General features: G+C 61.4%; 23 protein-coding genes. 13 read left to right on the plus strand and 10 right to left on the minus strand.

Annotated elements, in window-relative coordinates; translation table 11 throughout:
* The first annotated feature begins 6 nt into the window (after positions 1–6).
* Positions 7–1,560 (plus strand): efflux transporter outer membrane subunit, encoded by a 1,554-nt coding sequence (locus M0H32_RS09590; RefSeq protein ID WP_248153358.1) that lies wholly within the window; start codon positions 7–9, stop codon positions 1,558–1,560.
* On the opposite strand, the gene M0H32_RS09595 is transcribed toward M0H32_RS09590, so the two are convergent.
* Both M0H32_RS09595 and M0H32_RS09600 read right to left on the minus strand, forming a co-directional pair.
* Positions 1,561–2,211, minus strand: a complete 651-nt coding sequence (locus tag M0H32_RS09595) for a hypothetical protein (protein WP_248153359.1) — start codon at positions 2,209–2,211, stop codon at positions 1,561–1,563.
* Positions 2,212–2,255: 44 nt separating this feature from the next.
* Positions 2,256–2,876 (minus strand): TetR/AcrR family transcriptional regulator, encoded by a 621-nt coding sequence (locus tag M0H32_RS09600; protein WP_248153360.1) that lies wholly within the window; start codon positions 2,874–2,876, stop codon positions 2,256–2,258.
* A 180-nt stretch (positions 2,877–3,056) separates the two neighbouring features.
* Here M0H32_RS09600 and M0H32_RS09605 point away from each other — a divergent pair, with 180 nt between their 5' ends.
* The 3 genes from M0H32_RS09605 (at position 3,057) to M0H32_RS09615 (ending at position 8,178) form a co-directional block, all read left to right on the plus strand.
* Complete coding sequence (locus M0H32_RS09605) at positions 3,057–3,518, plus strand: (2Fe-2S)-binding protein (protein ID WP_248153361.1); 462 nt, start codon at positions 3,057–3,059, stop codon at positions 3,516–3,518.
* 3 nt (positions 3,519–3,521) lie between these two features.
* Positions 3,522–5,708 (plus strand): xanthine dehydrogenase family protein molybdopterin-binding subunit, encoded by a 2,187-nt coding sequence (locus tag M0H32_RS09610; protein WP_248153362.1) that lies wholly within the window; start codon positions 3,522–3,524, stop codon positions 5,706–5,708.
* 328 nt (positions 5,709–6,036) lie between these two features.
* Positions 6,037–8,178, plus strand: coding sequence for a methyl-accepting chemotaxis protein (locus M0H32_RS09615; RefSeq protein WP_248153363.1), 2,142 nt, complete (start codon positions 6,037–6,039; stop codon positions 8,176–8,178).
* A gap of 293 nt (positions 8,179–8,471) precedes the next feature.
* Here M0H32_RS09615 and rlmN read toward each other — a convergent pair whose 3' ends face one another.
* A complete protein-coding gene (gene rlmN / locus M0H32_RS09620; RefSeq protein WP_248153551.1) occupies positions 8,472–9,629 on the minus strand; it encodes a dual-specificity RNA methyltransferase RlmN in 1,158 nt (385 codons plus the stop codon).
* A gap of 310 nt (positions 9,630–9,939) precedes the next feature.
* Complete coding sequence (locus M0H32_RS09625) at positions 9,940–10,446, minus strand: invasion associated locus B family protein (RefSeq protein WP_248153553.1); 507 nt, start codon at positions 10,444–10,446, stop codon at positions 9,940–9,942.
* Between the two features lie 378 nt (positions 10,447–10,824).
* Between M0H32_RS09625 and M0H32_RS09630 the strand changes: the two genes are divergently transcribed.
* Positions 10,825–11,391 carry a sigma-70 family RNA polymerase sigma factor gene (locus M0H32_RS09630; protein ID WP_248153364.1) on the plus strand — a complete coding sequence of 189 codons (567 nt, stop codon included), beginning with the start codon at positions 10,825–10,827 and terminating at the stop codon, positions 11,389–11,391.
* On the plus strand, positions 11,381–12,100 hold the full coding sequence (locus tag M0H32_RS09635; RefSeq protein WP_248153365.1) for a M15 family metallopeptidase: 720 nt from the start codon (positions 11,381–11,383) through the stop codon (positions 12,098–12,100). The genes M0H32_RS09630 and M0H32_RS09635 overlap by 11 nt, the downstream gene beginning before the upstream one ends.
* Before the next feature lie 10 nt (positions 12,101–12,110).
* On the opposite strand, the gene M0H32_RS09640 is transcribed toward M0H32_RS09635, so the two are convergent.
* Positions 12,111–13,454, minus strand: coding sequence for an NADase-type glycan-binding domain-containing protein (locus tag M0H32_RS09640; protein WP_248153366.1), 1,344 nt, complete (start codon positions 13,452–13,454; stop codon positions 12,111–12,113).
* Positions 13,455–13,516: 62 nt separating this feature from the next.
* Positions 13,517–14,062, minus strand: a complete 546-nt coding sequence (locus tag M0H32_RS09645; protein WP_248153367.1) for an RNA methyltransferase — start codon at positions 14,060–14,062, stop codon at positions 13,517–13,519.
* Between the two features lie 159 nt (positions 14,063–14,221).
* Here M0H32_RS09645 and M0H32_RS09650 point away from each other — a divergent pair, with 159 nt between their 5' ends.
* On the plus strand, positions 14,222–15,196 hold the full coding sequence (locus M0H32_RS09650) for an NADPH:quinone oxidoreductase family protein (protein ID WP_248153368.1): 975 nt from the start codon (positions 14,222–14,224) through the stop codon (positions 15,194–15,196).
* 185 nt (positions 15,197–15,381) lie between these two features.
* Here M0H32_RS09650 and xth read toward each other — a convergent pair whose 3' ends face one another.
* Positions 15,382–16,191, minus strand: a complete 810-nt coding sequence (xth, locus tag M0H32_RS09655; protein WP_248153369.1) for an exodeoxyribonuclease III — start codon at positions 16,189–16,191, stop codon at positions 15,382–15,384.
* 69 nt (positions 16,192–16,260) lie between these two features.
* Positions 16,261–17,454 carry a cation:proton antiporter gene (locus M0H32_RS09660; protein WP_248153370.1) on the minus strand — a complete coding sequence of 398 codons (1,194 nt, stop codon included), beginning with the start codon at positions 17,452–17,454 and terminating at the stop codon, positions 16,261–16,263.
* A gap of 185 nt (positions 17,455–17,639) precedes the next feature.
* Between M0H32_RS09660 and M0H32_RS09665 the strand changes: the two genes are divergently transcribed.
* The 3 genes from M0H32_RS09665 (at position 17,640) to M0H32_RS09675 (ending at position 19,667) form a co-directional block, all read left to right on the plus strand.
* Entirely contained in the window at positions 17,640–18,371 is a 732-nt protein-coding gene (locus tag M0H32_RS09665; RefSeq protein WP_248153371.1) for a glycoside hydrolase family 25 protein, read from the plus strand.
* 178 nt (positions 18,372–18,549) lie between these two features.
* Entirely contained in the window at positions 18,550–18,984 is a 435-nt protein-coding gene (locus M0H32_RS09670) for an SH3 domain-containing protein (RefSeq protein ID WP_248153372.1), read from the plus strand.
* Between the two features lie 164 nt (positions 18,985–19,148).
* Positions 19,149–19,667 (plus strand): SH3 domain-containing protein, encoded by a 519-nt coding sequence (locus tag M0H32_RS09675; protein ID WP_248153373.1) that lies wholly within the window; start codon positions 19,149–19,151, stop codon positions 19,665–19,667.
* A 25-nt stretch (positions 19,668–19,692) separates the two neighbouring features.
* Here the strand turns inward: M0H32_RS09675 and M0H32_RS09680 are convergent, their stop codons facing one another.
* On the minus strand, positions 19,693–20,232 hold the full coding sequence (locus M0H32_RS09680) for a CAP domain-containing protein (protein ID WP_248153374.1): 540 nt from the start codon (positions 20,230–20,232) through the stop codon (positions 19,693–19,695).
* 201 nt (positions 20,233–20,433) lie between these two features.
* Positions 20,434–21,729 (minus strand): crotonyl-CoA carboxylase/reductase, encoded by a 1,296-nt coding sequence (gene ccrA / locus M0H32_RS09685; protein ID WP_248153375.1) that lies wholly within the window; start codon positions 21,727–21,729, stop codon positions 20,434–20,436.
* 277 nt (positions 21,730–22,006) lie between these two features.
* On the opposite strand from ccrA, the gene M0H32_RS09690 reads away from it, so the two are divergent.
* The 3 genes from M0H32_RS09690 (at position 22,007) to M0H32_RS09700 (ending at position 26,445) form a co-directional block, all read left to right on the plus strand.
* Positions 22,007–24,004 (plus strand): protein meaA, encoded by a 1,998-nt coding sequence (locus tag M0H32_RS09690; protein WP_248153376.1) that lies wholly within the window; start codon positions 22,007–22,009, stop codon positions 24,002–24,004.
* Between the two features lie 196 nt (positions 24,005–24,200).
* On the plus strand, positions 24,201–25,949 hold the full coding sequence (locus M0H32_RS09695; RefSeq protein WP_248153377.1) for a sensor domain-containing diguanylate cyclase: 1,749 nt from the start codon (positions 24,201–24,203) through the stop codon (positions 25,947–25,949).
* 118 nt (positions 25,950–26,067) lie between these two features.
* Positions 26,068–26,445, plus strand: a complete 378-nt coding sequence (locus M0H32_RS09700) for a hypothetical protein (protein WP_248153378.1) — start codon at positions 26,068–26,070, stop codon at positions 26,443–26,445.
* Positions 26,446–26,541: the final 96 nt, after the last annotated feature.

The raw sequence follows: 26,541 nt of genomic DNA on the forward strand, positions 1-26,541 counted from the left end.
TTGGGGATGGGGCTTTTTCGGAAGACAGCGCGATGGATCGCTCTCGGCGGCGCGCTTTTCGCCGGCGGTTGCATGGTCGGACCGGATTTCGAACGCCCGGAAGCGCCCGTGCTCGACAGCTGGAGCAAGGGCGCTAATCTGCCCGTCGACAGCCGCACCGGTTTCACCAGCCGCAGCGCCCAGTCCGTGCCCTGGTGGCATGTGTTCCGGGACGACACGCTCAACAGCCTGATCGCCCAGGCCTACCGGCAGAATGTCGGCCTGCAGGCCGCCGGTGTCAGGGTCTACCAGGCACGCGCCCAGCTCGGCATCGCGCGCGGTGAACTGTTTCCGCAGGTGCAGGAAATCAACGGCAGTTCAAAAAGCATCCGCTTCAGCGCAAAAGACCCGTTCATCCGCGACCTGGAGCGGATCGGCCTCGTCAACGACCACATCACCCGGGTGCAGACGGGCTTCGACGCCGGCTGGGAAATCGATGTTTGGGGCAAGATCCGCCGCGATGTCCAGTCGGCGGATGCCAATCTGAAGGCCAGCATCGCCTCTTATGACGATGCCCTGGTGACGCTGACCGGCGACATTGCCGCGACCTATGTCACGGTGCGCGAATTGCAGCAGCTGATCGCGGCCTCGCGCAGCAACGCCGCCCTGCAGAAGAAATCGCTCGACATCACCAGGCTGCGCCTGGAGAACGGCGCGGCGACCAAGCTCGACGTCAATGAGGCGACGGTTCTCTACAACAACACGCTCGCCGGCATTCCTGCTTACGAAGCGGAGCTGGCCCAGGTCTATAACGCGCTCAGCCTGCTCCTCAGCGAGCCGCCGGGCGGCATGAAGTCGCGGCTCGGCACAAAGGCCCGCTTCCCGAGGGCGCCGGCGGAGGTTGCCATCGGCGTTCCGGCGGAAATGCTGCGCCGTCGGCCGGACATTCGCTACGCGGAATATGTGGCCGCCGCCCAGTCGGCGCAGATCGGCGTTGCCAAGGCGGATCTCTTTCCGGCCTTTTCCATTTCCGGTGCGATTGGCGTTCGGGCGGATGATTTTGCCAATCTCTTCAACAACGGCACCACGGCCGGTTTCATCAATCCGGGCTTTTCCTGGAACTTCCTCAATTACGGCCGCATCCAGAACAATGTCCGGGTCCAGGACGCCAAGTTCCAGGAAACGCTGCTCAACTATGAAAACACGGTGCTGTCCGCCTATTCGGAAGTGGAGAATGCGCTGACGGGCTTTCTGCGGTCCAAGCAGCAGGCTGTCTATCTGCGCCGCAGCTTGGCGGCGGCCCGCGACGCGGTCGCGGAAGTCGACGCGCAATATGAGGACGGCACGGCCTCCTACAACCGGGTGGTCGACGCTCAGCGCAGCCTGCTGGCGACTCAGGAACGCCTGATCGCGGCCGAAGCCAATGTGCTGACCAACCTGATTGCAGTCTACAAGGGCCTCGGCGGCGGCTGGGTGCCGGAGAACGTCAAGGGGCTGATCTCCGAGAAGACACGGGAGCAGATGGCCGAACGCACCCGCTGGGGGCAGCTCCTGGAAAAGCCGGTCGGGGAGAAGGGGTGATCAGCTCGTGAGCTTGGCGTAGATTTCCAGCGACAGGTCAGGCAAAACATTGTTTCTAGTCTGCACGACCGGCGTCTGGACTGCGGCAATTTCCAGGTTCAGGGCATAGTCCCGCCAGGCATTCACGGTATTGGCAAGATCCAGAGCCGACTTGCAGGCAGCCTCCTGCTTTTCAGTGCGTCCTGAATAGCGGTGGTGGGAGATATACAGGTCTATCGGGATCAGAAGATCCGCGTTCGAAACCTGTGTCGGGCTGTCGGGATTTTCAGTGTCGGAGGTCAGGAAACGCAGTGCCAGAAAATGGGAATGCGCATGCAACTTGCCGTTTTCGTCCTCCGAGACCTGTTCCACAAGAGTGATGCGAGACAGCGACTCCCATTTGTGAAAGCTCACGGTTCCGGACAAGGTCAGGTCCAGGCCATCCCTGCCAAGTTCCAGGCGGCTGTCCTGGGGCGTCGATTTCAAGTAGCGGAAGACAGACCAGTAGATGACCCCGCCAATGGCGAGGTAGAACATGAAGCCGACCCGAAAATCCTTGAAAACAGCGAACATGACTGCACCGATCGCTACAAAGGCAATGGTCGGCAGTCCGAGGAGCACAAGGCGTTTTTTGACCGGATCCGGCTCAAGAACAAGGGTATTGGAAGACATTCTTCAGCAACTGTATTGTCTATAGAATTGGCTTAATCGGCAATTCACTCCGCCGCCGCCTGGCTTTCCGCATCCTTGACCCCGTAACGGGCCAGGAACATGTCGACGCTTTCCTCGATGATCCGTTCCATTTCGGGCCGTTCGGTGACGCGGCCGCTGTGAATGTTCGGATAGAAGGACCGTGACTTGATCAGGCCGAGAAACTGCGTGGCGGCCAGAGACGGGTCCTCGACATGGAGCTTGCCCTCGCTGGCCGCCCGCTCGATGAATTCGCGGAAGACGTTGAGCTTGGTCATGCGGCTGTCCATGTCGGCGGCGAGGTCGGGATCGCGGATGGTCTCGCTCATCACCATGCGGGCAAGGCCCATGAAACAGGGATTGATCATCAGGTCGCCTTCCGCCCAGCCAAGGCGGACAAGCAGGTCGCGGATCGGCAGGTCCGGATCGTAGCGCAGCTCGAGCGCGGAATTGACCTGGTCGGCCAGGCACTGGTTGATGGCCCGAAACAGTGCGTCCTTGCTCTCGAAGTGATTGTAGACCGTTCGTTTGGAAACCTGGGCACGTTCGGAGATCCGGTCCATGCTGGCGCCGGCATAGCCTTTTTCCTGGAACTCCGCGATCGCCGCCACGACGATCTGTTTTTTCTTCTGATCCGATACGGACATTTACTTCCCGTTCCCTCCTGCCACCGTCCCTGCAGGAGAATGCAAGCCCAACCCTTTCATCCCAAAAAACCGGCCCTATGTAAACTAGGGCGTTTACAGATGCAGATCCAGCGACTACACTGCACTGTGTAGTTTACATCCTTTAGCCAGATAAGGCCAGCCAAAGGAGACGCCCCCCAAATGTCCGTTACACTCACAATCAACGGGGAAACGCGCACGCTCAATGCCGATCCCGAAAGCCCGCTCCTGTGGGCTCTGCGCGACGAGCTTGGAATGACCGGCACGAAATTCGGCTGCGGCATCGCCTCTTGCGGTGCCTGTACCGTCCATATGGACGGTACACCGATCCGCTCCTGCCAGACGTTTGTCGGCGACCTGGAAGGCGCCAACATTACCACTATCGAAGGCATCAACGACAAGGCAGCCGAGGCCGTCCAGGCCGCCTGGAACGAACTGGACGTGCCGCAATGCGGCTATTGCCAGTCCGGCCAGATCATGGCTGCGACCGCGCTTCTGGCCGAAACGCCGAAGCCGACCGACGACGACATCGACGCGGCCATGGACGGCAATGTCTGCCGCTGCGCCACCTATGCCCGTATCCGCAAGGCGATCCACCTTGCCGCCGACAAGATGGAGGGCTGATCCATGTTGCATCTCCTGCAAAAGCCGCTCGAAGCGTCCCGGCCGACCCGCCGGTCCTTCCTGAAGATCTCTGCCGGAACTGTCGGCGGTCTGGTGCTGGCCATGAACCTGCCGCGCGGCACCGCGTCTGCCGCCGAGGGCGAGTTCATCCAGCCGTTCGTGCATATCCGTCCGGACAACACGGTCGTGGTCGTGTCCAAGCATTTCGACATGGGCCAGGGCACCGCGTCGGGTCTGTCGACCCTGGTCGCCGACGAACTCGACGCGTCCTGGGACCAGGTCACGGTTGAGTTCGCCCCGTCCAACCCGCAGGTCTATGCCAACACGCTGTTCGGCGTGCAGGGCACCGGCGGTTCCACCGCCATGGCCAACTCCTTCATGCAGTACCGCGCCGCCGGGGCCGCGGCCAAGGCCATGATCATTGCCGCCGCGGCCAAGGACTGGGGCGTGCCGGCCGGTGAGATCACCGTCTCGCAAGGCGTGGTCTCGCACGGCTCCGGCAAGTCCGCCACGCTCGGCGAGCTGGCAGGTCTGGCTGCCAATGAGGACGTGCCTGCGGAACCGGTCCTGAAAACTCCGGATCAGTGGGTTTATATCGGCAAGACGTTCAAACGTCTCGACGTCAGGAACAAGACGGTCGGTGCGCCGAAGACCTACACCATGGATTTCCAGCGCGACGATCTGCTGGTGGCCGTGGTCGCCCGCGCGCCGCGGTTCGGCGGCAAGGTCAAGTCGTTCGACGCGACCGAAGCCAAGAAGGTTGCGGGCGTTGTCAACGTGCTTCAGATCCCGAACGGGGTCGCCGTGATTGCCAAGTCCACCTGGCCGGCGATCAAGGGGCGCGAGCTGCTCGAGATCGAATGGGACGACAGCGAGGCCGAGACCCGTTCCAGCGATGCGATGCTCGCGGAACTCGCCGAACTGACCGCCAAGCCGGGCGTCAAGGTGCGTGAAGACGGTGACGTCGACGCAGCGCTTGCCGCGTCCGACCGGCTGATCGAAGCGGATTTCGAATTCCCGTTCCTGGCCCATGGCGCCATGGAACCGCTGGACATCGCCATGATGTTCGATGGCGAAACGGCCGAATTCTGGTTCTGTTCGCAGATTCCGACCATCGACCACAATGTCGCGGCCACCGTGCTCGGCATTCCCTTCGAGAAGGTCAAGATCAACACGCTCTGGGCCGGCGGTTCCTTCGGCCGGCGCGCGCAGGCCGATGCCCATCCGGTGGTGGAAATCACCACGCTTGCCAAGGCCATGCAGGCCGCCGGCATGGAGCCGGCACCGGTCAAGATCGTCTGGACCCGCGAGGACGACATGGTCGGCGGTTATTACCGGCCGATGTCTGCGCACAAGATCAAGGCCGGCCTGGACGCCGACGGCAATGTCACCGCGTTCAAGTACAACATTGCCGCCAAGTCCATCGTCAAGGGCACGCCGTTCGAAGCCATGCTGATGAAGGACGGCGTCGATCACAACATGACCGAAGGCGCGCATGACACGACCTATGCGTTCCCGCTGATGAACATGGATCAGGCCTTCCAGGAAACGAAGGTTCCGGTTCTGTGGTGGCGCTCCGTGGGCCATACCCACACCGCCTATGTCATGGAAACCATGATCGACCGCCTCGCCAAGGAAGCCGGCAAGGATCCGGTGGCCTACCGTCTGGAAATGATCAAGGACGATCCGCGCAAAGTGGGTGTCCTGAAGCTGGCGGCTGAAAAGGCCGGCTGGGACACGCCTGCGCCGGAAGGCCGTTATCGCGGTGTCGCCGTGCACAAGTCCTTCGGTTCCTATGTGGCCGAGGTCGCGGAGATCTCCTTCCGGGACGACGGCACGGTGAAGGTGGAGAAGGTGACGGCGGCCGTCGATTGTGGCACACCGATCAACCCGGACAATATCCGCGCCCAGGTCGAAGGCGGCATCGGCTACGGTCTCGGCGCGATCCTGCGCAATCAGGTGACGCTGGCGGACGGGGTTGTCGAGGAAACCAACTTCGACACCTATGAGCCGATCCGTATGTCCGACATGCCGGAGGTGGAGGTGCATATCGTTGCCTCCAACGAGGCCCCGACCGGCATCGGCGAACCCGGTACCCCACCGATCGGTCCGGCAGTTGCGAACGCTATTGCGGCGGCCAAGGGCGACTGGGTGACCACCCTGCCGCTGGCGAAAAACGGCCTGGTCTGATCCGATCAGCGACGTCAAGCGAAAGGCCGCCTCCGGGCGGCCTTTTGCGTGAGGAGTTCTGTTGTTGTCGGGATTCGAAATTATTGAAGGAATGCATCCCCGGATTGGTCAAAATCAAAAATGGTTCCCTAAATAGAAAAATGCAACTAATGAGGTAACTTACTTCGTAATTCCAGTTCACTTTATGAGAATCTTCCACTCTAGGTAATAATAAGAAATATTTTATGTCCTTTATTTTTGAAAACATGTAGTAAATCAATTGGAATTAACTTCCCGGAAATCCATTGGCGCGACGCTAGGTAAATAAACACCAAAACACGAGTGAGCCATGGCTGTGCAACTTTCCAAGCTACGATTTCGTATTCCGGCGATCATCTCCGGCTGTTCCGTCGTAGCAGCCCTTTTCGTGGGGGCGCTCGCTTATTGGGTGAGCTCGTCGAATATTGAAGATCAGGCCAAGCTGCGTCTTTCGGCTTTGGCGGAGACGCGGGCGCAGGACCTGTCGCACTATCTGGAGTCCATTGTCCAGGACCTGACCGTTACGGCGGCGAGCCCGTTCGTGAAGACAGCGCTGACAGACTTCAAAGGCGCATGGGACGGGCATGACGGCGATGCACAGGCGGTGTTGCAAAGCGCCTATATTCACGACAATCCCAATCCGACCGGCGAAAAAGACGCCCTGATGAGCGCGGGCGACACGGTCTACGATCAGGCGCACGGCAAATATCATCCCTGGTTCCGCACCATGCTCAAGACGCGCGGCTACTATGATATCTTCCTGTTCGCCGAGGACGGCTCGCTGGTCTATACCGTCTTCAAGGAACTGGACTACGCCACCAATCTCAAGACTGGCAAGTACGCCGAAACGGATCTCGGCAACGCCTTCAAGGCAGCCTGGAACGGCAGCCAGGATGCGATCCACTTCTTCGACTTCAAGCCCTATGCGCCGAGCTTTGATGCCCCGGCGAGCTTCATATCGACCCCTATCGTCGAAAACGGCAAGAAAATCGGCGTGCTTGTTTTCCAGATGCCGATCGACAATATCAACAGTGTCATGGCGGACACCAAGGGAATGGGAGAAAGCGGCGAAGCCATCCTGGTCGGCGCAGACAAGCTGTTCCGCAACGATAGCGCAAAGACGCCCGATGAGAATGACATTCTACAGGCGAGCCTCGATGCGTCGATTGTCGATACGGCCCTGACCGGCAAGACCGCGCTTGGCCATCTGGACAATTTCCGCGGAGAGGACTATCTCGCGGCGGCGGTGCCGCTCGAATTCCAGGGCGCCAAGCTCGCGGTTGTCACCGCCGAGGCCCATGACGAAATCCTGGCGCCGGTCATCGCCCTGCGCAACCAGATCGCCCTCATCTGTGTCGCGATCTTCGGTGTCATGATGCTGGTCGGCTGGCTGGCCGCGCGGTCGATCGTCAATCCGATCGGCAGTCTGGTTCGGAGCGCGACGAAACTCGCCGGCGGCGATGTCAGTGTTGAATTCGTAGAAGCGAAGCGCCGGGACGAGCTCGGTGAGATCGCCAAGGCCATTGCCGGCTTCCGCGACGGTGTGGCGGAACAGGCGCGTCTGGAAGAGGCTCGCAAGGAAGAAGAGCGCCAGCGCACCGTCCGTCAGCAGCGCATCGAATCCCTGATCGAGAATTTCCGCAACCAATCCTCGGAAATGCTCAGCGCGGTCGATACCGCCATGTCCGAAATGCAGTCGAGCGCCGCGTCCATGATGACGACGGCGTCCGACGCGTCCCAGGAGGTCAACAGTGCGGCGTCGGCCACCGAACAGGCATCCGGCAACGTCCAGCTCGTCGCCGCGGCGACCGAGGAACTGTCTTCCTCGATCTCTGAGATCGGCCAGAGGGTGGAGGAAACCACCCGTGTGATCGCGGATGCCACGGATCAGACTCACGCCAGCACGCAGAAGATGGAATTGCTGTCCTCCGGGTCGGCGCGGATCGGCGAGGTGATCGGACTCATCCAGGCGATCGCCGAACAGACCAATCTTCTCGCCCTCAACGCAACGATCGAGGCGGCCCGGGCGGGCGAAGCCGGCAAGGGCTTTGCCGTGGTTGCGGCGGAGGTCAAGGAGCTGGCGACACAGACGTCCAAGGCGACCGAGGAGATTTCCACGCAGATCTCCGAGATCCAGGTGGCGACCGAACAGGCCGTTGCCGCCATCGAGGGCATTGCCGCGATCATGGAAAAGGCCAACGAGAACACGGCGTCGATCGCCGCCGCCGTTCAGCAGCAGGACGCGGCCACCGGCGAAATCAGCCGCAGCGCTTCGGAAGCGTCGTCCGGAACCCGGGCCGCGAGCGACAACATGTCGAATGTCAGTTCGTCCGTGAAATCGACCTCCCATTCGGCAGAGTCGGTCGACAAGGCAACCCACGACGCCAACGAAAAACTCAAGGCGCTCAGCGCCTCCGTGGGGGATTTCCTGCAAAACGTCGCGGCCGCCTGAGGACGGTCGGAGACTAAGCCGGTGGCCAGTATCTCTGTGCCGAGATTCTGGCCTTGGGCTGTTTGTCTATAATGAGTTGAGTTCGTCATCCTGGGCGAAGCGCAGCGAAGACCCGGGACCGGGGAGCCGAAGTCCTCCGATTGGAAAGGACCTTACCGGTCAGAGCCTTTGGCTCCCCGATCCCGGCTCGCTCTTTGCTTGGCCGGGATGACTTCAGATGGAATGTGTCCTTATAGGAAAGCAAAAACGGCGGCCATGGGCCGCCGTTTCCTGTTCTCGCTATGACCGCCCGCTCAAGACGCCGCAAGCGCCTCGCGGTCCTTCTTGCGCATGCGTTCAGAGGCCGATTTAAGCTGGCCGCAGGCGGCGAAGATGTCGCGGCCGCGCGGGGTGCGGATCGGCGAGGCGTAGCCGGCCCGGTTGACGATGTCGGCGAATTCCTCGATGCGTTCCCAATCGGAGCACTCATAGTCGGTGCCCGGCCACGGGTTGAACGGGATCAGGTTGATCTTGGCCGGAATGCCTTTCAGCAGACGCACCAGGTCGAGCGCATCCTTGTTGCTGTCGTTGACGCCTTTCAGCATCACGTATTCGAAGGTGATGCGCTTGGCGTTGGAGAGCCCCGGATAGTTCCGGCAGGCGTCCAAGAGGGCCTTGAGGTTCCATTTCTTGTTGATCGGCACCAGCAAGTCGCGCAGCTCGTCGTTCACCGCGTGCAGCGAGATCGCCAGCATGCAGCCGATCTCGTCGCCGGTGCGGAATATCTCCGGCACGACACCCGAGGTCGACAGGGTGATGCGGCGCTTGGACAGCGACAGGCCGTCGCCGTCCGACGCGATCAGAAGCGCCTGTTTGACATTGTCGAAATTGTAAAGCGGTTCGCCCATGCCCATCATGACGATGTTGGTGACCAGACGGCCTTCGGAAGGAACGATCGCACCCTGGGGCGTCGAGGCATCCGGAAAGTCGCCCAGCCGGTCGCGGGCAATCAGGATCTGCGACAGGATTTCCTCGGCCGTCAGATTGCGGACCATTTTCTGCGTGCCGGTGTGGCAGAAGGTGCAGGTCAGCGTGCAGCCGACCTGGGAAGAGACACAGAGCGTGCCGCGGCCTTCTTCCGGGATGTAGACGGTTTCCACTTCCACAGGGCGGCCGGCGCCGCGGGGCGGAAACCGGAACAGCCACTTGCGGGTGCCGTCGACCGAAATCTGCTCGTCGACGATTTCCGGACGGGCAATGGTGAAGGCTTCGTCCAGTTTCTGGCGCAGGTCCTTGGCAATGTTGGTCATTTGCGAAAAGTCGGAGACACCGCGCACATAAAGCCAGTGCCACAGCTGCGAAGCGCGCATGCGCCACTGTTTCTGCGGCACGCCGATGGTGCCGAGCGCTTCTCCGAGCTCCTCGCGCGACAGGCCGATCAGGGTCGGCTTGTCGTCGCCGGCGGCAAGCATGCCGTCAGCGGCTGAAACGGTGGGCGCGTTCGGATTGTCCCGCGCGATGTCGAGCGTAATCGCCATGTCGTGATCCGTTGTCTCGTCCGGCACTCATCTCGGCGTATTCTTCTTCAAGGAACGCGGCGGCCGGCTACCTGACCTGCAGGTAAGAACTCAAGCGCACCCAAAACCACAAACGCGGCAAAAAATCAAGTTTTCAGGCGTGCAGGGGAGCTATGCACGCAGCGATCCGCCCAACCTGAAAAGCCCGGCAGGGCCTTTGCGGGCCCGGCCGGGTGTCGGTTCAAACAGATAGGGGAGCAGGCGATCAGCGGCAGGCGCTGGCTGCCGTGTCGATCGCGGCGGTCACACCTGACAGCGAGAATTTGTAGCTCGTGCGCGTGCCGCGGCTGGATTCGCCGTTGACGGTCATTTCGCGGCCCGCCTTCATGGCGGCGACCAGCTGTGCTTCGGTCGCAGCGTTTTCCACCCAGGCACCGTCATTGTTGGTGAACAGGTTGAAGCCCTTGCCGTCGACATCCACGACCACGGTGGACTTGTCCTTGAACGGATAGCCCACGAGCAGGCTCGGCTCCGAGCTCACGCCTTCCGCCGGGCGGGACGTGATAAAGAAAAAGACATCGCCATGATTGCGGTCGCCCGGAAGCATGGTTGTTGGCTTCGTCAGCGCATAACAAACCTTGCCGCTTCCACCGGTCAGCGCATAGGCCGCCCAATCCTTGTGCTGCTTCAGAAGCGTCGGGGTTTGTGCGAAAGCCGCTGCACTCGAAACGGCTAGACCTGCGATGGCCAGAACCAGCGATTTTGCTTTCATCATCTCCACACCGTTTGGATTAGAGTTTCCGTCAAATTTAATTCAATTGCCGTCTGGCATATAAACCTTGCTTTAATGATAACTTAAAGCGGGTTACGAAAGGGTTGAAGCCCGGCAATCGCTGTTTGTGTTCTTCGGAGCTCCTATTTTCCCATTGGCTGTCACGGCAAAAGGCGGCAACAGTGTGGCAGAGGGCCTTGTTCCTCTTTCGAAATCGCACGAACATGCTAAAGATTGAAACAAGGTTCGGGCGTTCTGCACCTGTCATTGTTGAAGGCATGATGATCCACCACTTGAAAAACGGTCGGCGTTCCGGGGTCTGGGCGCGTTCAACTGACCCCAGGATTTTCCTGGGTCCGTCAGGGAGTTGAGGGGCTCTTGGCGCAGGCGCACTATTTTTCCGCTCTTATCGTCAAGGTGGCCCGGGACCGGGACAAAGCGGCCTTTGTCGAGCTGTTCGATCATTTCGCGCCGCGGCTGAAGGGCTACCTGATGAAACAGGGGGCCGACGAAGCCCTTGCCGAAGAAATCGCGCAGGACGTTATGGTGACGCTTTGGCGCAAGGCGGATCTGTTCGATCCCCAAAAATCTTCCGCCAGCACCTGGCTTTACCGGGTGGCGCGCAACCGGCGGATCGATCGGCTGCGGCGGCAGAAAACAGCTGAACTGGATCCGGACGAACCCGCACTGCAGCCGACGCCGCTGCCTGATGTTGCCGACGAAATGGATGCCAGGTTGCGGGAAGAAAGGGTGCGCGCGGCCATGGCGCAATTGCCCGAAGAGCAGCGTGAAGTCGTCCGGCTCGCCTTTTTCATCGGCCAGTCGCACAGCGAAATCGCCGATGAAACCGGATTGCCGCTTGGCACGGTCAAATCGCGCATTCGCCTGGCTTTCGGCCGGTTGCGCCAACTGATCGAGGCCGACGAGGCCGTCGATGTGGATTAGGCGGATCTGCCTGACCTGTTGTCTTGCGGCGGTCTGGAGCCTGCGTGCCGAGGCCGGCGATCTGCCCGAGGGGTTTGTCTATCTGCGCGATGTCGTGCCGGATATCACCCAGGACATGCGCTATGCCACGCGCCGGAATTTCATGCGCAAGCGTCTTCCGGGATACGGAGCCGGCGAATGCATCCTGACAGAGGCGGCGGCCAAGGCGCTCGGCAAGGTTCAGAGCGCGGCGGTGAGACAAAATTACACGCTGGTCGTGTTCGACTGTTACCGGCCACAGAGCGCGGTGGATGCAATGGTGGCCTGGGTGAGCCGTGGCCACGAAACAGACCCCGACTATTATCCGAGCGTGGCGCGGTCAGACCTGATCCGGCAGGGATATATCGGAGCCAAGAGCAGCCACGCGCGCGGCTCCACGGTCGATGTGGCGCTTGATCTTCTATCTGGTGAGCAAGCGGGTGCGCTGCATGTCTGCAGCCGCCGGGACCGCGGGACGCTTGATTTCGGAACGCCGTTCGACTGTTTCGATCCTGCGAGCAAAACCGCATCGAACGCAGTCCCTGAAACGGCGCAACACCACCGCAGGACATTGCTTGACCTGATGCGGCAAGGCGGGTTCAAGAACTATTCCGGCGAATGGTGGCACTTTACGCTTCAAGGCGAGCCGTTCCCGACCCGCTCTTTCGACTTCGCGATCACGCGCCGTTGACGCGCCTTTGTCACCAGTCGGCAAAAACGGGAACGAACTCGGAAATGGCGGTATCTGCATATTTCGAGCCGGGAAAAACCGAATCGATTTCCAGTTCCATCCAGGTGACTTCCAAGGGCGCGCCGAAGGAAAAGCGATTGGAGCGCATGGTGTCGGGCAGGTCGAGGCGCTGGCTGCTGCCGTCGGACAGGCGCAGCACCGCGCTGCGCACCCGCGCGTTCTTGGCGTAGATGTCCCGGTTCTTGGCATAGCCGTTGACGAGGTCGAAGCCGGACAGGAGGCGCGGGCGGTCGAAGGCGATGAGCAGCTTCTGGCCGGCGCCGTTGCCCGCGACCCCTTCCACCCAGGCGGTCGACAGCTTGCCATCGAAGAGATTGCCGGGCCCGTAGCGGTTGCCGAGTTGCGGATCGAGCACGGAACTGGCGCAGAATTGCAGCCTGCTTCCGGACACGGAGGCTGATTGGCAGAAGCCGCCACCGTAATTCGGCACGGGCTGCTGCCGCGGCTCGGTTCGGCTGAGCGTGATCTGGTCGGCGTCGCCGGTCGGCTGCTGATGGAGGTCCTGCACCTTGGCGGCAACCGGTGGGCCGTCTCCGGTGCGGCCACCGAAATAGAATTCACCGATCAGCGCTTCATTGAGCCAGGGCAGCTGCCGTTCGCCGGTCGAGGAATAGACGCTCTCGCGCACCTTCCCCATCAGGTGCCGCACTTCCAGATCGGGCGTGTCGATCAGGCGGGCCAGGGCTTCGGTGAACGGGCTGTTGTTGCCGGACCCGTCAAGGGCGACATCGCCCGGAGAGGTGGCGAAGGCGATCATCATCCCCGCCGCATTGGCCTCCAGCCGGGCGAGGCCGTTGGCGGCGCCGCGGGACAACGATCTTGGCAGCGGGTTGTTGCGGCAGGCGTCGAAAAAGACCAGCTTCAGCCGCGCGCCCGAGATGTCCATGATTTCCAGAAGGTCATTGGCCTTGAGCGCCTGGGCGGGGAGGTCGGTGGAGGCCGCGATCTCCGCATCGACGGGCAAGAGCCAGTTCTGGCCATTCACCTGAACGCCATGGCCCGCATAGAAAACCAGCGCGACCTCTGCCCCCTCCGACTGACGTCCGAATCGGGTCAGGCCTTCCCGGAACGCCCGGCGGTCGCCGTCGATGATCCGGACAACCTCAAAACCGAGCCCGGCCAACTTGTTCGCGATCAGGGTGGCGTCATTCGCCGGATTGCGCAAAGACGGCATCGTCTGATAGGCGCCGTTGCCGATCACCAGCGCCGTTTTTCCAGCCGCGAATGCCGAACCGGCCAGAAGGCAGACAGCGAGGCACATTCCCCCGCTCAAAAGTTTGAGAAATCCTGTCATGCAATGGCTCCCACAGCCCAGCCATGAAAACCGCCAGGGGCCGTTGAACGCAAGTCCCGTTTTCAGGTTCCGGGAACTTTTCTGCCTGTCCGCATCACCGGGCCGCCGCTGACATGTTTCGGCCGTTCGATCTTGGGAGCGCCCGCCGTGATCGAGCGTTCGGCGTAGCGGCCAAGGGCGCGGTGGCGGTCATACATGACGATCGCGCCGGCCATGGCGACATTGATGCAGAACTTGGTCGGGATCTTCACCACATGGTCGCAGCGCGCCAGCATTTCCGGCGACAGGGAACCGCGTTCGGGGCCGAGCACATAAGCGGCCTGCAGCGGATGGCCGAAGCTGGGCAGGTCGATGCTGTCATCCGTCAGTTCGATGCCAACCAGCTGGCAGCCGCGAGGCAGATCCATCGTGTCGACGCTGTCCCAGGTGAAGACCGGCAGATGCCCCGGGCTTTTGGACGTGTCGGAGGGCGGCGCCTTGCGGATCTTCTGATCCGCGTCGACGGTGAAGAAGAAATTCGCGCCGAACGCATGGGCGGACCGCATCAGCGTGCCCAGGTTCATCCGCTTTGACAGGCCTTCGGCCCCGATCGCAAAATAGCCGCGCATGGGATTTCCGTTGTTTTAGATTTGGCAGCCTCATAGCCGATTATTCGGGAAGCCGAAAGTTTTGCCGGTTATCCGGAATGCCAATTCCGGGCACGAACGCGAGTTGATACCGTCTGCCCGAGATAACGTCCCCTGTCTGTCCGAACTCAAGAGGTTGCCGTGAAAGCCTGTCTTTGCAAGTCCTTTGGTCCGCCTTCCAGCCTCGTGATCGAGGACCTTGCCGATCCGGAGGCGGAACCCGGCGGAATTGTTGTCCGGGTGAAGGCCTGCGCGTTGAATTTCTTCGACACGCTGATCATCCGGAACAAATACCAGTACAAGCCCGGGTTGCCGTTTTCTCCGAGCGCGGAGTTTGCCGGTGTCGTCGAAGCGGTCGGCGAGGGCGTGACGGAGTTCGCAGTCGGCGATCGGGTGATGGGTTATATCGGCTGGGGCGCCGCCCGGGAAAAAGTGGTGGTCGAGGCCAAGGACATCGTGCGTCTTCCGGACGGGGTCTCCTTCGAGACCGCCGCCGGCCTGGCGGTGACCTATGGCACCACGCTGCACGCCTATCGGGACCGGGGCGATCTGAAAGCCGGTGAGACCGTCGCGGTGCTGGGTGCGTCCGGCGGTGTGGGGCAGGCCGCGGTCGAGATCGCCTCGATCATGGGTGCCAAGGTCATTGCCTGCGCTTCGTCAGAGGAAAAGCTCAGCTTCGCGAAATCTCTCGGCGCCGACATGACGCTGAACTATTCCGAGCAGCCCTTGAAGGAAACCCTGAAGGAGCTCACCGGAGGCAAGGGCGTTGACGTCGTTTACGATCCGGTTGGCGGGGAGTTGTCCGAGCAGGCGGTGCGCGCAACCGCCTGGGGCGGCCGCTTTCTTGTGATCGGCTTTGCTGCCGGCGACATTCCCAAAATTCCGCTCAACATCGTCATGCTGAAGGGCTGCGATCTGCGCGGCGTCTTCTGGGGCGCGGCCGTGACCCGGGACCCGGAGGGCAACAAGCGCAACATGGAACAGCTGCTGGCCTGGGTCGAGGAAGGCAAGCTGAAGCCGCATATTCACGGCGTTTATGCGCTGGAGGACATTGCCTCCGCGCTTGAGGAAATCGCGGCGCGGAAAGTGCGCGGCAAGGTGATTGTCACGCCCTGAGGCAGCGCTTTCGGGCGTTCTCGAAAGACTATGTGGCCGATCCTTCGAGACGGGCCGTTGGCCCTCCTCAGGATGACGCCGAAATTTCAGTTGGCTCTGAGAGAGCAACAGAACAAGCGTCATCCTGAGGAAGGCCGGCAGGCCTGTCTCGAAGGACAGGCTCCTTGCTCCCGCGGTTAAACTCTTCAGACCGCGAATTCTGCAATCACCGGCGCATGATCCGACGGCTTTTCCCAGCCGCGGGCGTCACGCAGGACGGATGTGCCCTTGATGTGGGGGGCAAGCGGCTGCGACACCCAAACATGGTCGAGGCGGCGGCCCTTGTCGGCCTTCGACCAGTCCTTGGACCGGTAGCTCCACCAGGTGTAGAGCTTCTCCTCCAGCGGCGTGAACTGGCGCATGGCATCGAGCCAGCCACCGGTTTCGCGCAGCTTTTCAAAGAGTTCGGTTTCTACCGGTGTGTGCGAGACAACCTTCAGAAGCTGCTTGTGCGACCAGACGTCATGCTCATAAGGGGCGACATTCAGATCGCCCACCAGAACAGCCGGTTTTGCCGTTTCCGCGCCCTGGAGCCAGTCCTGCATTTCGGCCATGAAATCGAGCTTGTGGCCGAATTTCGGATTGATCTCCCGGTTGGGTTCGTCGCCGCCCGCAGGCACATAGAAATTGTGCAGGCGCAGGCTGGCGCCGTTGAATGGCACGTCGACGGCGACATGGCGGCTGTCGCCCATCTGGCAGAATTCGCGCTTCTCGATGTTGCTCAGCGGCAGGCGGGAAATCGTGGCAACGCCGTGATAACCCTTCTGGCCGTTGATGGCCATGTGCTCGTAACCGGCCTTGCGGAAAGCATTTTCCGGAAAGTTGGCGTCCGGGCACTTGGTTTCCTGCAGGCAGATCACGTCCGGCGCGATCTCGTCGATCAGCTGCTCCACAATCGGCATGCGCAGGCGCACGGAATTGATGTTCCAGGTGACGAGTTTGAGCCGGTCGGTCATGAAAGATTTGCCAAGGGTCGTTGTAGATCCGCCAAGTCATAAGGATTCGGGCTCCAAGCGCAATAGACTTCAGGCGTCGTCGTCCGCCTCCGGTGCCCGACCGGTCTCTCCGGCGCTCTTGAGGGCAACCTGGGTGGCGGCCGGTCCGATCAGCTCGAACACCACGGTGGAGCCGATCGCAACGGTGAGGATTTCGGCCCGGTAGGCGGGCAGGGTCTCAGCAGCAACCAGCGCCATGCCGAGCGCAACCCCGGCCTGTGGCAGCAGCGACAGGCCATAGAGATAGCTTTTGGCCGTGTCCGTGCCGCTGGTGAACTTGCCGCCTAACCAGCCGCCCGCCAGGCGGCCGATCAGCCGCAGAAGGATATAGGCGGTGCCCAGAAGGCCAAGCTTCATCAGCAGGGCGGGTTCGAGCGATGCGCCGGCCAGCACGAAGAAGAAGATCATGAAGGGCCATTCGATATGCTCGACCTCATGGAACGGACGGTTGTGATGACGGCCCGTGTTGACCACCATGGCGCCGCAGGCAATGCCGGACAAGAGGAAGGACAGGTCGAGCCACAGCGCCAGGCCGGCCGTGAGGAAAACAATCCCCAGGGCCTCGGCGAGGGTCGGGTCGCCGGGTTGCAGACGGCCGGAGAGATAGCCTGCGGGCAGGCCGACAACCGCGCCAAGCAGGATCGAACCGAAAATCTCCCAGGCCGCGTGCTGAAGCGCGCCGGAACCGTCGCCGCCGGCGACGGCCTGAGCTGCCATCAGGAAAACCGCGAAGACAAGTATGCCCCAGATGTCGTCCACGGCGACAATGCCGGAGAGCGTGGTCGAGAAGGGCCCCTTGGCGCGGTATTGGCGGATGACGTCGCTGGTCGCGGCGGGGTCCGTTGCCGTTGCCAGGGCGGCCAGCACCAGGGCGAGCGCTACCGGAAAGCCCAGTAGCCATAGGCCGGAGAAGACAATCAACGCCGTGCACAGGACGGCACTGACGGAAATGATGGCGACGGACCGGCCGCTGTTTAGCAGATGCACTTTGGAAAGTTTGCCGCCAAGCAGGAAGGCAACCATGGACAGGGCCAGCACGGCCAGGGTCTCGTAGAGGTCGGTCAGGCTGCTGGGCAGAAGGTCGAGACCCGCCGGACCCGCGACGAGGCCGCACAGGATCAAGAGGGTTACGCGCGGCAGCTGGGTCTTGTGGCCGATGGCATCCGCCAGCATGCCGGCAAGCAGCAGGGCACCGATGGCCATCAGTGTTTGGGCAATATCCATGTCTATTGATGGGGGATTTGGCCAAATCCGTCTTTGATCCGCCGCAATCCCGCCCTAGTTGGGCTAAGAGGCAAAAGTGGATACGTGATTTTGCGGAGAAATCGTCATTTTGTCTACACTCCGTTAGGAAATCCAACGCATTTTGGGCACGGGCGGAAAGCTTTTTTTAACCTATCGAGGTCGCTTTGCTGGAACTGGTCAGGCAATTTTGCACCGTATTCGGGTTCCTCTTTCTGGGAGCCTGTACAGCCTATGATTTTCCCGATCCGACCCCGGAGGACTATGCGGTTCACGGGATCGATATTTCCCGCTGGCAGGGAGATGTCGACTGGGAAGCGGCCAAGAGGGGCGGCGTGGCCTTTGCCTGGATCAAGGCAACGGAAGGCGGTGATCATGTCGATCCGCGCTTTGTCGACAACTGGGTCGCGGCACGCAAGGCCGGAGTCCCGCGTGGCGCCTATCACTTCTACTATTTCTGCCGGCCCGTTGAGGAGCAGATCGCCTGGGTGAAGGAGATCATCCCCGTCGATCCCCAGGCGATTCCGCTGGTGCTCGACATGGAGTGGAACGCCCATTCCAAGACCTGTCAGAAACGGCCGGCGCGTGCTCAAATTCTGCGGGACATGAAGCTTTTCCTGGACGAGATGGAAAAACATTACGGCAAGCGGCCGGTGATCTATTCCTCTGTCGACTTCCACCGGGACCGTCTGGTCGGGGCGCTCAAGGGTGAACAGTTCTGGCTGCGGTCCGTCGCCAGCTACCCGAACAACATCTATGAGCAGCGCGACGATTGGGTGTTCTGGCAATATACCGCCGAGGGCCGCGTCCCGGGCGTGCGCGGCGACGTCGACCGGAATGCGTTTTTCGGCACCAAGTCGCAGTTCCGGGACTGGCTCAACGGCAATCTGAAGCGCTGACCGGCGACTTGTTCCGGGAAATTCGGCCTGTGATCAGGCAAACACAAGCCGGACGCAAACTGCATGGCACATCTTTTGGCGGCAAGCCGTCGGCGAAGGAGCGGCCGCGCTATATTTTCGCCATCATGTAGGCCCACTTGTCTCAGGTGTCAGGGCGCAGTTTTCGGAGATTTTGACCATGTTGACCCGCTTGTTGCTTGGGCTTGCCGCATTGGCGGTAACGGCGTTGCCGACGGCTGCTCAGGCCGCCGGACCGGCCGTTGCCTATTCGACCGCGAACCTCAATATGCGCGCCGGACCCGGCACGAATTATCCCGTGATCACCACCGTCCCGCGTGGCGGCGGCGTGACGGTCTTTGGCTGTACGGCCGATTTCTCCTGGTGCGATGCCGCCTTTGCCAATGCCAAGGGCTGGGTGTCCGGCAGGTATCTCAGCTACGGCGGAAACGGCCTTTATTACGGTCAGCCGATCCCCAATGCCGGGATCAATCTCGGTGTGCCGCGCTATCACCGGAACTACCCGATTTATGCCGGGCCGCCCGTGGTGGTGCAGCCGGTGCGCCCGTATCCCTACCGGCCCTATTATGCCCCGGGCTATCCGCGCCGTTACTAGGCCGCGTGCAAGAATTGGGTTAGGGCTCACTCCAGCACAAGCTGGGCGCAAGCCTCGAACGTCACGATCAGACACCGAATGGCCCGCAAACGGGCCACAGCAATCATTTGCCAAGAGGCTGTCCCGGTGGAGAGCATCTGGCTCAGCTTTTCGGAGTTCTGATCATGCGCTTACGCGTGTCGCTGGCTTTGATCGCCCTAACCGTCATGGCACTGCCGGTGGAGGGGCGGGCCGAGGGCCCGGCACCCGCCGCCACGACCGCCGACCTGAACATGCGCGGCGGGCCGGGAACCGGTCACCGGGTAATCCTTACAATCCCGCAGGGCGGGCGCGTGACCGTCAATGGCTGTACGGTCAGCTTCGATTGGTGCGACGTGGCTTTTGCCGGTTCAAAGGGTTGGGTGGCCGGCCAATACCTGATCTATGGCGGCAACGGCCGTTATCAGGGGCAGCCGATTCCGGTGGCCGGTCCCCATCTTGGCGTGCCGCGTTCCCAGCGGGACTATCCGGTTTCCGCGGCGGCGCCGGTCTATAAGGGCGGGCCGGTCTACAAGGGCGATCCGGTCGCGGCCGCACCGCCGCCGCCGGTGCAGGCCTATGACTATGATGTGGAGCTATATCCGTTCGCGCGGCAACCGTGCCCGCGCTATCCCGACCGCTATTTCGAACACCAGGTCTGTTGAAGACCCGTGGGCTGTCCCGACGGGCTTATTGAGCCGGTTTGGGCGCGGCCATGACCAGCGACCAGAACACCTTGTGCTTGGCCGTCGGCGAGTAGGCGGTTGCGATGCCGAGCCGGGTGGCGTCCTTGTTCAAGAGAACCTCGTTGTGTTTCGGCGATTCCCGCCAGCCGGAAAAGGCTTCGGCAAAGGTCCGGTAGCCGGCGCTGACATTTTCCGATGCTGCCGTCCTTGGCTCTCCGATCGAGGCCATGCGCGCGGCCAGTTGCTGCTCCGGTTTGAGCGAGGCCTGCACCGATCCGGCCGAGGCCATCGCGGCGGCCTGGCTCTGGGCGATCATCGTCAGACGCGAATCCGGGACAACCGGCGACAGGCCATTGTTGACCCGGTATTGAGAGATCATCTGCGCGGCCGTGGCCGCATCGACCTGGCCGTCGACCCTTGCCATGTCCTGGTAGAAAGGCGGCGTCTGAAGGCGGTCGCCCATGCACGCGGCTAGGGAAAGCACGGCGACGCCTGCGGCTGCCATCAGGAAACACCGTTTCACGGTCGGAAATCGAATTGCCAATGGTTGCTCCCCGGCAGCGAAGGACGTGACCGCGCTGATTCGCACGCGGATCTTCCGGTCATGAAACGACAACACAGCGGAATTACGGCAAGGGCTGTCGTCGTCGGCCTTGCAAGGAAAAAACCAGCCCGTCGGAACGGGCTGGCCAGGCTGCATAAGGCTTGTTGGGGCTTAGCCCCGGCCTTTCAGGGAGGTCCGCTGTCAGCGCTTGCAGGCGTCCAGCACGTCTTCATAGGTTCTGAGACCCGTGGTCGGGGCGCAGACGAGCACCGACATGTTTCCGGGCGCGTGTTCGTTCTTCCACATCTTGGTGTGAGCCTTGGGGATCTGGTCCCAGGGGAACACTTCGGACATGTAGGGGTCGATGCGCCGCTCGATCATCAGCTTGTTGGCGGCAGAGGCCTGTTTCAGATGGGCAAAGTGCGAGCCCTGCAGGCGCTTCTGATGCATCCACATGTAGCGGACGTCGAAGGTGCAGTTGAAGCCTGAAGTGCCGGCGCAGATCACGACCATGCCACCCTTCTTGCAGACCAGGGTCGAGACCGGGAAGGTCGCTTCACCTGGGTGCTCGAAGACGATATCGACATTGTTGCCCTTGCCGGTGATATCCCAGATCGCCTTGCCGAACTTGCGGGCCTCGGCAAACCAGTCGGCATATTCGGGCGAGCCGACTTTCGGCAGCTGGCCCCAGCAATTGAAGTCCTTGCGGTTGATCACACCCTTGGCGCCGAGATCCAGGACAAACTGGCGCTTGTCTTCATCGGAAATGACACCGATGGCATTGGCGCCGGCCGCCGTGATCAGCTGGATGGCGTAGGAGCCGAGGCCGCCGGAGGCCCCCCAGACGAGGACATTCTGACCGGGTTTGAGTTCATGCGGATGGTGGCCGAACAGCATGCGGTAGGCGGTTGCCAGGGTCAGCGTGTAACAGGCGCTTTCTTCCCAGGTCAGGTGCTTGGGCCGCGGCATCAGTTGCTGGGCCTGGACGCGGGTGAACTGGGCAAAGGATCCGTCCGGGGTCTCGTAGCCCCAGATCCGCTGGGACGGCGAGAACATCGGGTCGCCGCCATTGCATTCCTCGTCGTCGCCATTGTCCTGGTTGCAGTGAACCACGACTTCATCGCCGACCTTCCAGCGCTTGACCTTGTCGCCGACCGCCCAGACGATCCCGGAGGCGTCCGAGCCGGCAATGTGGTAGGCGGCGCCATGGCCGTCAAACGGGCTGATCGGCTGGCCGAGGCCAGCCCAGATACCGTTGTAGTTGACGCCGGCGGCCATCACCAGAACCAGCACCTCGTTGCTGTCGAGTTCCCAGGTGGGCACGACTTCAAGCTGCATGGCGTCTTCCGGGGCGCCGTGGCGCTCGCGCCGGATCGCCCAGGCATACATGTTTTTCGGAACATGACCGAGCGGCGGGATCTCGCCGATCTCGTAAAGGTCTTTCACCGGAGCATCCTCGCGCGTTCGGTTGTCATTGGCTTCGGCGGTTGCTGTCATTCTCCCCTCCCAGGGCTATGGCCTCAGAATTTCGCATTTGCACAATGCTTAGCCGGGCCGAAACCCGGTTTTGCGCAACTATTGTTCAAAAAAGCCGCGCGTATCTATACGACTATTGCTTAACTTGCGTTTTGATGCCAAGCATATTTTGCATTGCGGGAGAAACTTTCGCTAACATGCATATTGCGGGCGCCGCCGACTGTTGGGGAGAACAGGCTGACGCGGTGCCGCCGAATGACAAAAAACTGGCAGTCAAAGGCCTTAGGAGGACTATGGTATGAGTGGACCGGGTGAGAGCCGACCGGAAAGGGACCGTCCGTGGATATTCCGGACCTATGCGGGCCATTCGACGGCAGCTGAATCGAACCGGCTTTACCGTGGCAATCTTGCCAAGGGCCAGACGGGCCTGTCGGTCGCCTTCGACCTGCCGACCCAGACGGGGTATGACCCGGACGATCTGCTGGCGCGTGGTGAGGTCGGCAAGGTTGGCGTGCCCGTGGCCCATCTCGGCGACATGCGTACCCTTTTCCAGGACATTCCGCTGGAGCGCATGAACACCTCCATGACCATCAACGCCACCGCGCCGTGGCTGCTGTCGCTGTATATCGCGGCCGCGGACGAGCAGGGCGCGGACCGGTCATTGCTCTCCGGCACGACCCAGAACGACATCATCAAGGAATATCTGTCCCGGGGGACTTATGTGTTCCCGCCGGCGCCGTCGCTGAAACTGACCACCGACGTGATCGCCTGGACCTATTCCAACATGCCGAAATGGAACCCGATGAATGTCTGCTCCTACCATCTGCAGGAGGCAGGCGCGACGCCGGTGCAGGAACTGTCCTTCGCCCTGGCGACGGCGGTGGCCATTCTGGACAGCATGAAGGCAAGCGGCGCCATTCCGGCAGAGGATTTCCCGAAGGCGGTCGGCCGGATTTCGTTTTTCGTCAATGCGGGCATGCGCTTCATCACAGAGATGTGCAAGATGCGCGCCTTCACAGAACTCTGGGACGAGATCTGCCGCGAACGCTATGGCGTCGAGGACGAGCGCTATCGCCGGTTCCGCTATGGCGTCCAGGTGAATTCGCTCGGTCTGACCGAGCCGCAGCCGGAAAACAATGTCTACCGCATCCTGATCGAAATGCTCGCCGTGGTGCTGTCGAAAAACGCGCGCGCCCGCGCGGTCCAGCTGCCGGCCTGGAACGAGGCTCTGGGTCTACCGCGGCCTTTCGACCAGCAATGGTCGCTGCGCATGCAGCAGATCGTCGCCTATGAGACCGATCTCTTGGAATACGCCGACATTTTCGACGGTTCGGAAGAAATCACCCGAAAGGTAGAGGATCTCAAGGCTCAGGCCCGCGAGGAGCTGGCCCGGATCGACGCCATGGGCGGTGCGGTGGCTGCGGTCGACTCAAGTTATATGAAGCGGCAGCTGGTGGAAGCCAATTCGGCGCGCCTGGCCGCCATCGAGGCCGGCGAGCAGGTGGTGGTTGGCGTCAACAAGTGGACCGAAAGCGAGCCGTCGCCGCTCGCGGGTGGCGATGACGGCGCCATTCTGACGGTGCCAGAGCATGTGGAAGACGAGGCGATCGAAAAGATCAAGGCCTGGCGGGACGCGCGGGACGCCGCTGCGGTCGACGCCGCCCTGACGGACCTGAAGGCCGCAGCCCAGGAAGGCCGCAACATCATGGAACCGTCCATAGCCGCGGCCAAGGCCGGGGTGACAACCGGCGAATGGGGGCAGGTCCTGCGCGAGGTGTTCGGGGAGTATCGTGCCCCGACGGGCGTCGGTCAGGCGGTGCGGGACGACGCCGGCGAACTTGCTGCCGTGCGCGGTGATGTCGAAGCGGTTTCGAAGAGGCTCGGGCGCCGGCTGAAATTCCTGGTCGGCAAACCCGGCCTGGACGGCCATTCCAACGGCGCGGAGCAGATTGCCGTGCGTGCCCGCGATTGCGGCATGGAAGTCGTCTATGAGGGCATTCGCCTGACCCCGGCCCAGATCGTCAATGCGGCGGTCGAGGAGGATGTGCACGTGATCGGCCTGTCGATCCTGTCAGGATCGCATCTGGCGCTTGTCCGCGATGTCATGGATCGTCTCAGGGCGACCGGTGCGGACGATATTCCGGTCGTCGTCGGCGGCATCATCCCCGAAGAAGACGCCACCCGGCTGAAGGCCATGGGGGTTGCGGCGGTCTATACACCGAAGGACTTCCAGCTTACGGACATCATGGCGGACGTTGTCCGCATCGTCGGTACCGTGGCGGAAAAAGCCGCTTGACGCAGAGGAGTGAGTTGTCTTGCTGCAACTCATCCCATTTTTCCATGGCGTAAGTATTGCAATTTTTAAGTGTGCAAAGATGTTGTTTTGGTTCGCATGTATGGTGTATTTGTTCCTCTAGTCTTTATTTCAGTGATTGTTCAGATTTTTTATGTAAGCCTTGTCCTTATGCCCCAAACGAGGCGCAGGGTTTTGCATGGCAGACAAGTCTCTAAAGAATTGGCGCTATTTCCATCGTGTTGTGCGCGACACGATGAGCCTCAGGCGGCAAATCGCCTGCCTCGCCGCCGGCCTGTGCATTCTGGCGGTTGCCGCGGCCGCTTTTGGTGCTTCCCTTATTGCGCGCAACGAAGCGCTTGAGGAAGCACGCCGGGACCTGACGCTGATTGCCGGCACGATGGCGCAGCGGCTTGACCAGACCATGTTTGACCGTTTCCGGGAAGTTCGCAACGTTGCCGATCTGGATTTCCTGCGGCCGGTTTGGACGCGCGACCCGGCCGTGATCCGCAAGACCCTGGAACGATTGCAGAGCAGTCTGGATCATTATGCCTGGATCGGTTTCGCATCGGTCGACGGTACCGTCGTTGCGGCGACGAAAGGCATGCTCGAAGGGGCCTCCGTTGCGCAGCGGCCCTGGTTCATCAACGGCCTGGAACGGCCGACGGCCGAAGACGTTCACCTGGCCAAGATGCTGGATCATCTGCTGCGCACCAGCCCGGATGAAGACCCGTTCCGGTTCGTTGATGTGGCCATGCCTGTCTACGACGAGACGGGCAAGCTTGCCGGCGTTCTCGGGGCGCATATGAGCTGGTCCTGGGCGGAAGAGACCCGCCGCGAAGTGCTGCACAACAACCTGTCGATGGAGGACCTGGAAGTTCTGGTGCTCTCGCAGGAAGACACCGTGCTGGTCGGACAGCAAGTCGAAGACGGCAAGGATGGCGAGGTATTTGACACGGATCTTGCAGACCAGATGACCGCGGTCGTGGAAACCTCCGGGCTTGCCGACTACGAAGGGCTTGGCTGGAAGGTCGCCGCCCGCCAACCGCTCAGCGTGGTCTATGAAAGAGCAAATGACCTGGTCATGAACATCGTGCTGATAGGCCTGGCTGTCGCTCTGCTTGGAGCCGGGTTCGCGTGGATCGCGTCCAGAACGATTTCCCGTCCGTTGCTCGACTTGGTGACGGTCATGGACCGAATCGGTCGGGACGAGGATGCCGTGACCGTGCCGCGCCAGCACGGATCTCGTGAAGTCTCGCAACTGTCGGCGTCCATCCGCTCGCTGCTGCGCCGTCTCGGCAGTGTCGAGGAAGCGGAGAAAACCGCACAGTCCAAACTGGAAGTCCTGCGCGACGAATATTCCAGGCAGATCCGTTCGAGCGAGGAGCGTAACCGGCAGCTGGGTGCCGATATTCGCAATCTCAGGACTCTCGCGGATATGGATCCCTTGTCGGGTTTGCTGAACCGGCGGGCATTCAAGCCGTTTGCCGAGGACAGTTTTGCCATGTTCGTTCGCCACGGGCGGCCTTTCAGCATCCTCATGATCGACGCCGACAACTTCAAGACCGTCAATGACCGATATGGCCACCGAGCCGGAGACGAGGTCATCCGGGCGATCGGTGAGATTATTTCCGAAGAGATCCGCACCACCGACAAGGCGGCGCGTTTCGGTGGTGAGGAATTCATTCTCCTGCTGAAGGAGAACGACGCCAACGGTGCCTGGACCCTGGCCGAACGCATCCGGCTGAAGATCGCGTCAAATGTGGTGACTTCCGAGGCGCATCGGATCTCTGTGACCGTCAGCATCGGCCTGGCACAGGCAGGGGCGTCGGATCGGGATGTCGAGGACATCATTGCCCGAGCGGACAAGGCGCTTTACGCCGCCAAATCCTCGGGCCGCAACCGGGTCTGCATTGACGGGCCAATGCTCCGTTCCCAATCGGCCTGATGCATTGTCTGTTGGAAAACAGACGATTACCCTTGCGTAAAGCTTTGTTAACGCTTTGTTGAGAGATTCGGAGAGTTCCGCCAGAAGGCGGATCTCTCTGACAGGCCAGGAGGCCGGAATGGCGACGATTGAAAGGCCGGCATCGGCCCAGGTCGTGGCGCATGCGACAGAGTATCCCGCGGATCGGGACGGTGACGGCACCGGTTACGACCGCAGAAAAAAGCGTGACACCGCAGAGCGCCATGAAACCAACCCCGGACTGTCGACGGACAATCCGGCTGTGCTTATTGATGCGCATCATATTGAAAACCATACCTTGGATGGGGTCGCAGCCTATCGCGCAGCGGCATTGCAAGCACTTGAACCGGGCATCGATCACGGACCGGTCCATCCGCTGCCGGGGCCGATTGACCGGCTTCCGCCGGACAATATCCGTCATGCCTATGAAGACCATGATGATGTCGAGCCGCCACATGAGGTCAATGTGGCGACTTGAGACTGTGCCCAGGCCTTAGCCAAAGGCTTTAAACGCGTCGATTTTCATTGCAGTGCCCCAGCGTCCTTGGTACGACCCGCCGCGAATACGTAATCA

It is taken from the genome of Roseibium sediminicola, assembly GCF_023156505.1.
Classification (GTDB): domain Bacteria; phylum Pseudomonadota; class Alphaproteobacteria; order Rhizobiales; family Stappiaceae; genus Roseibium; species Roseibium sediminicola.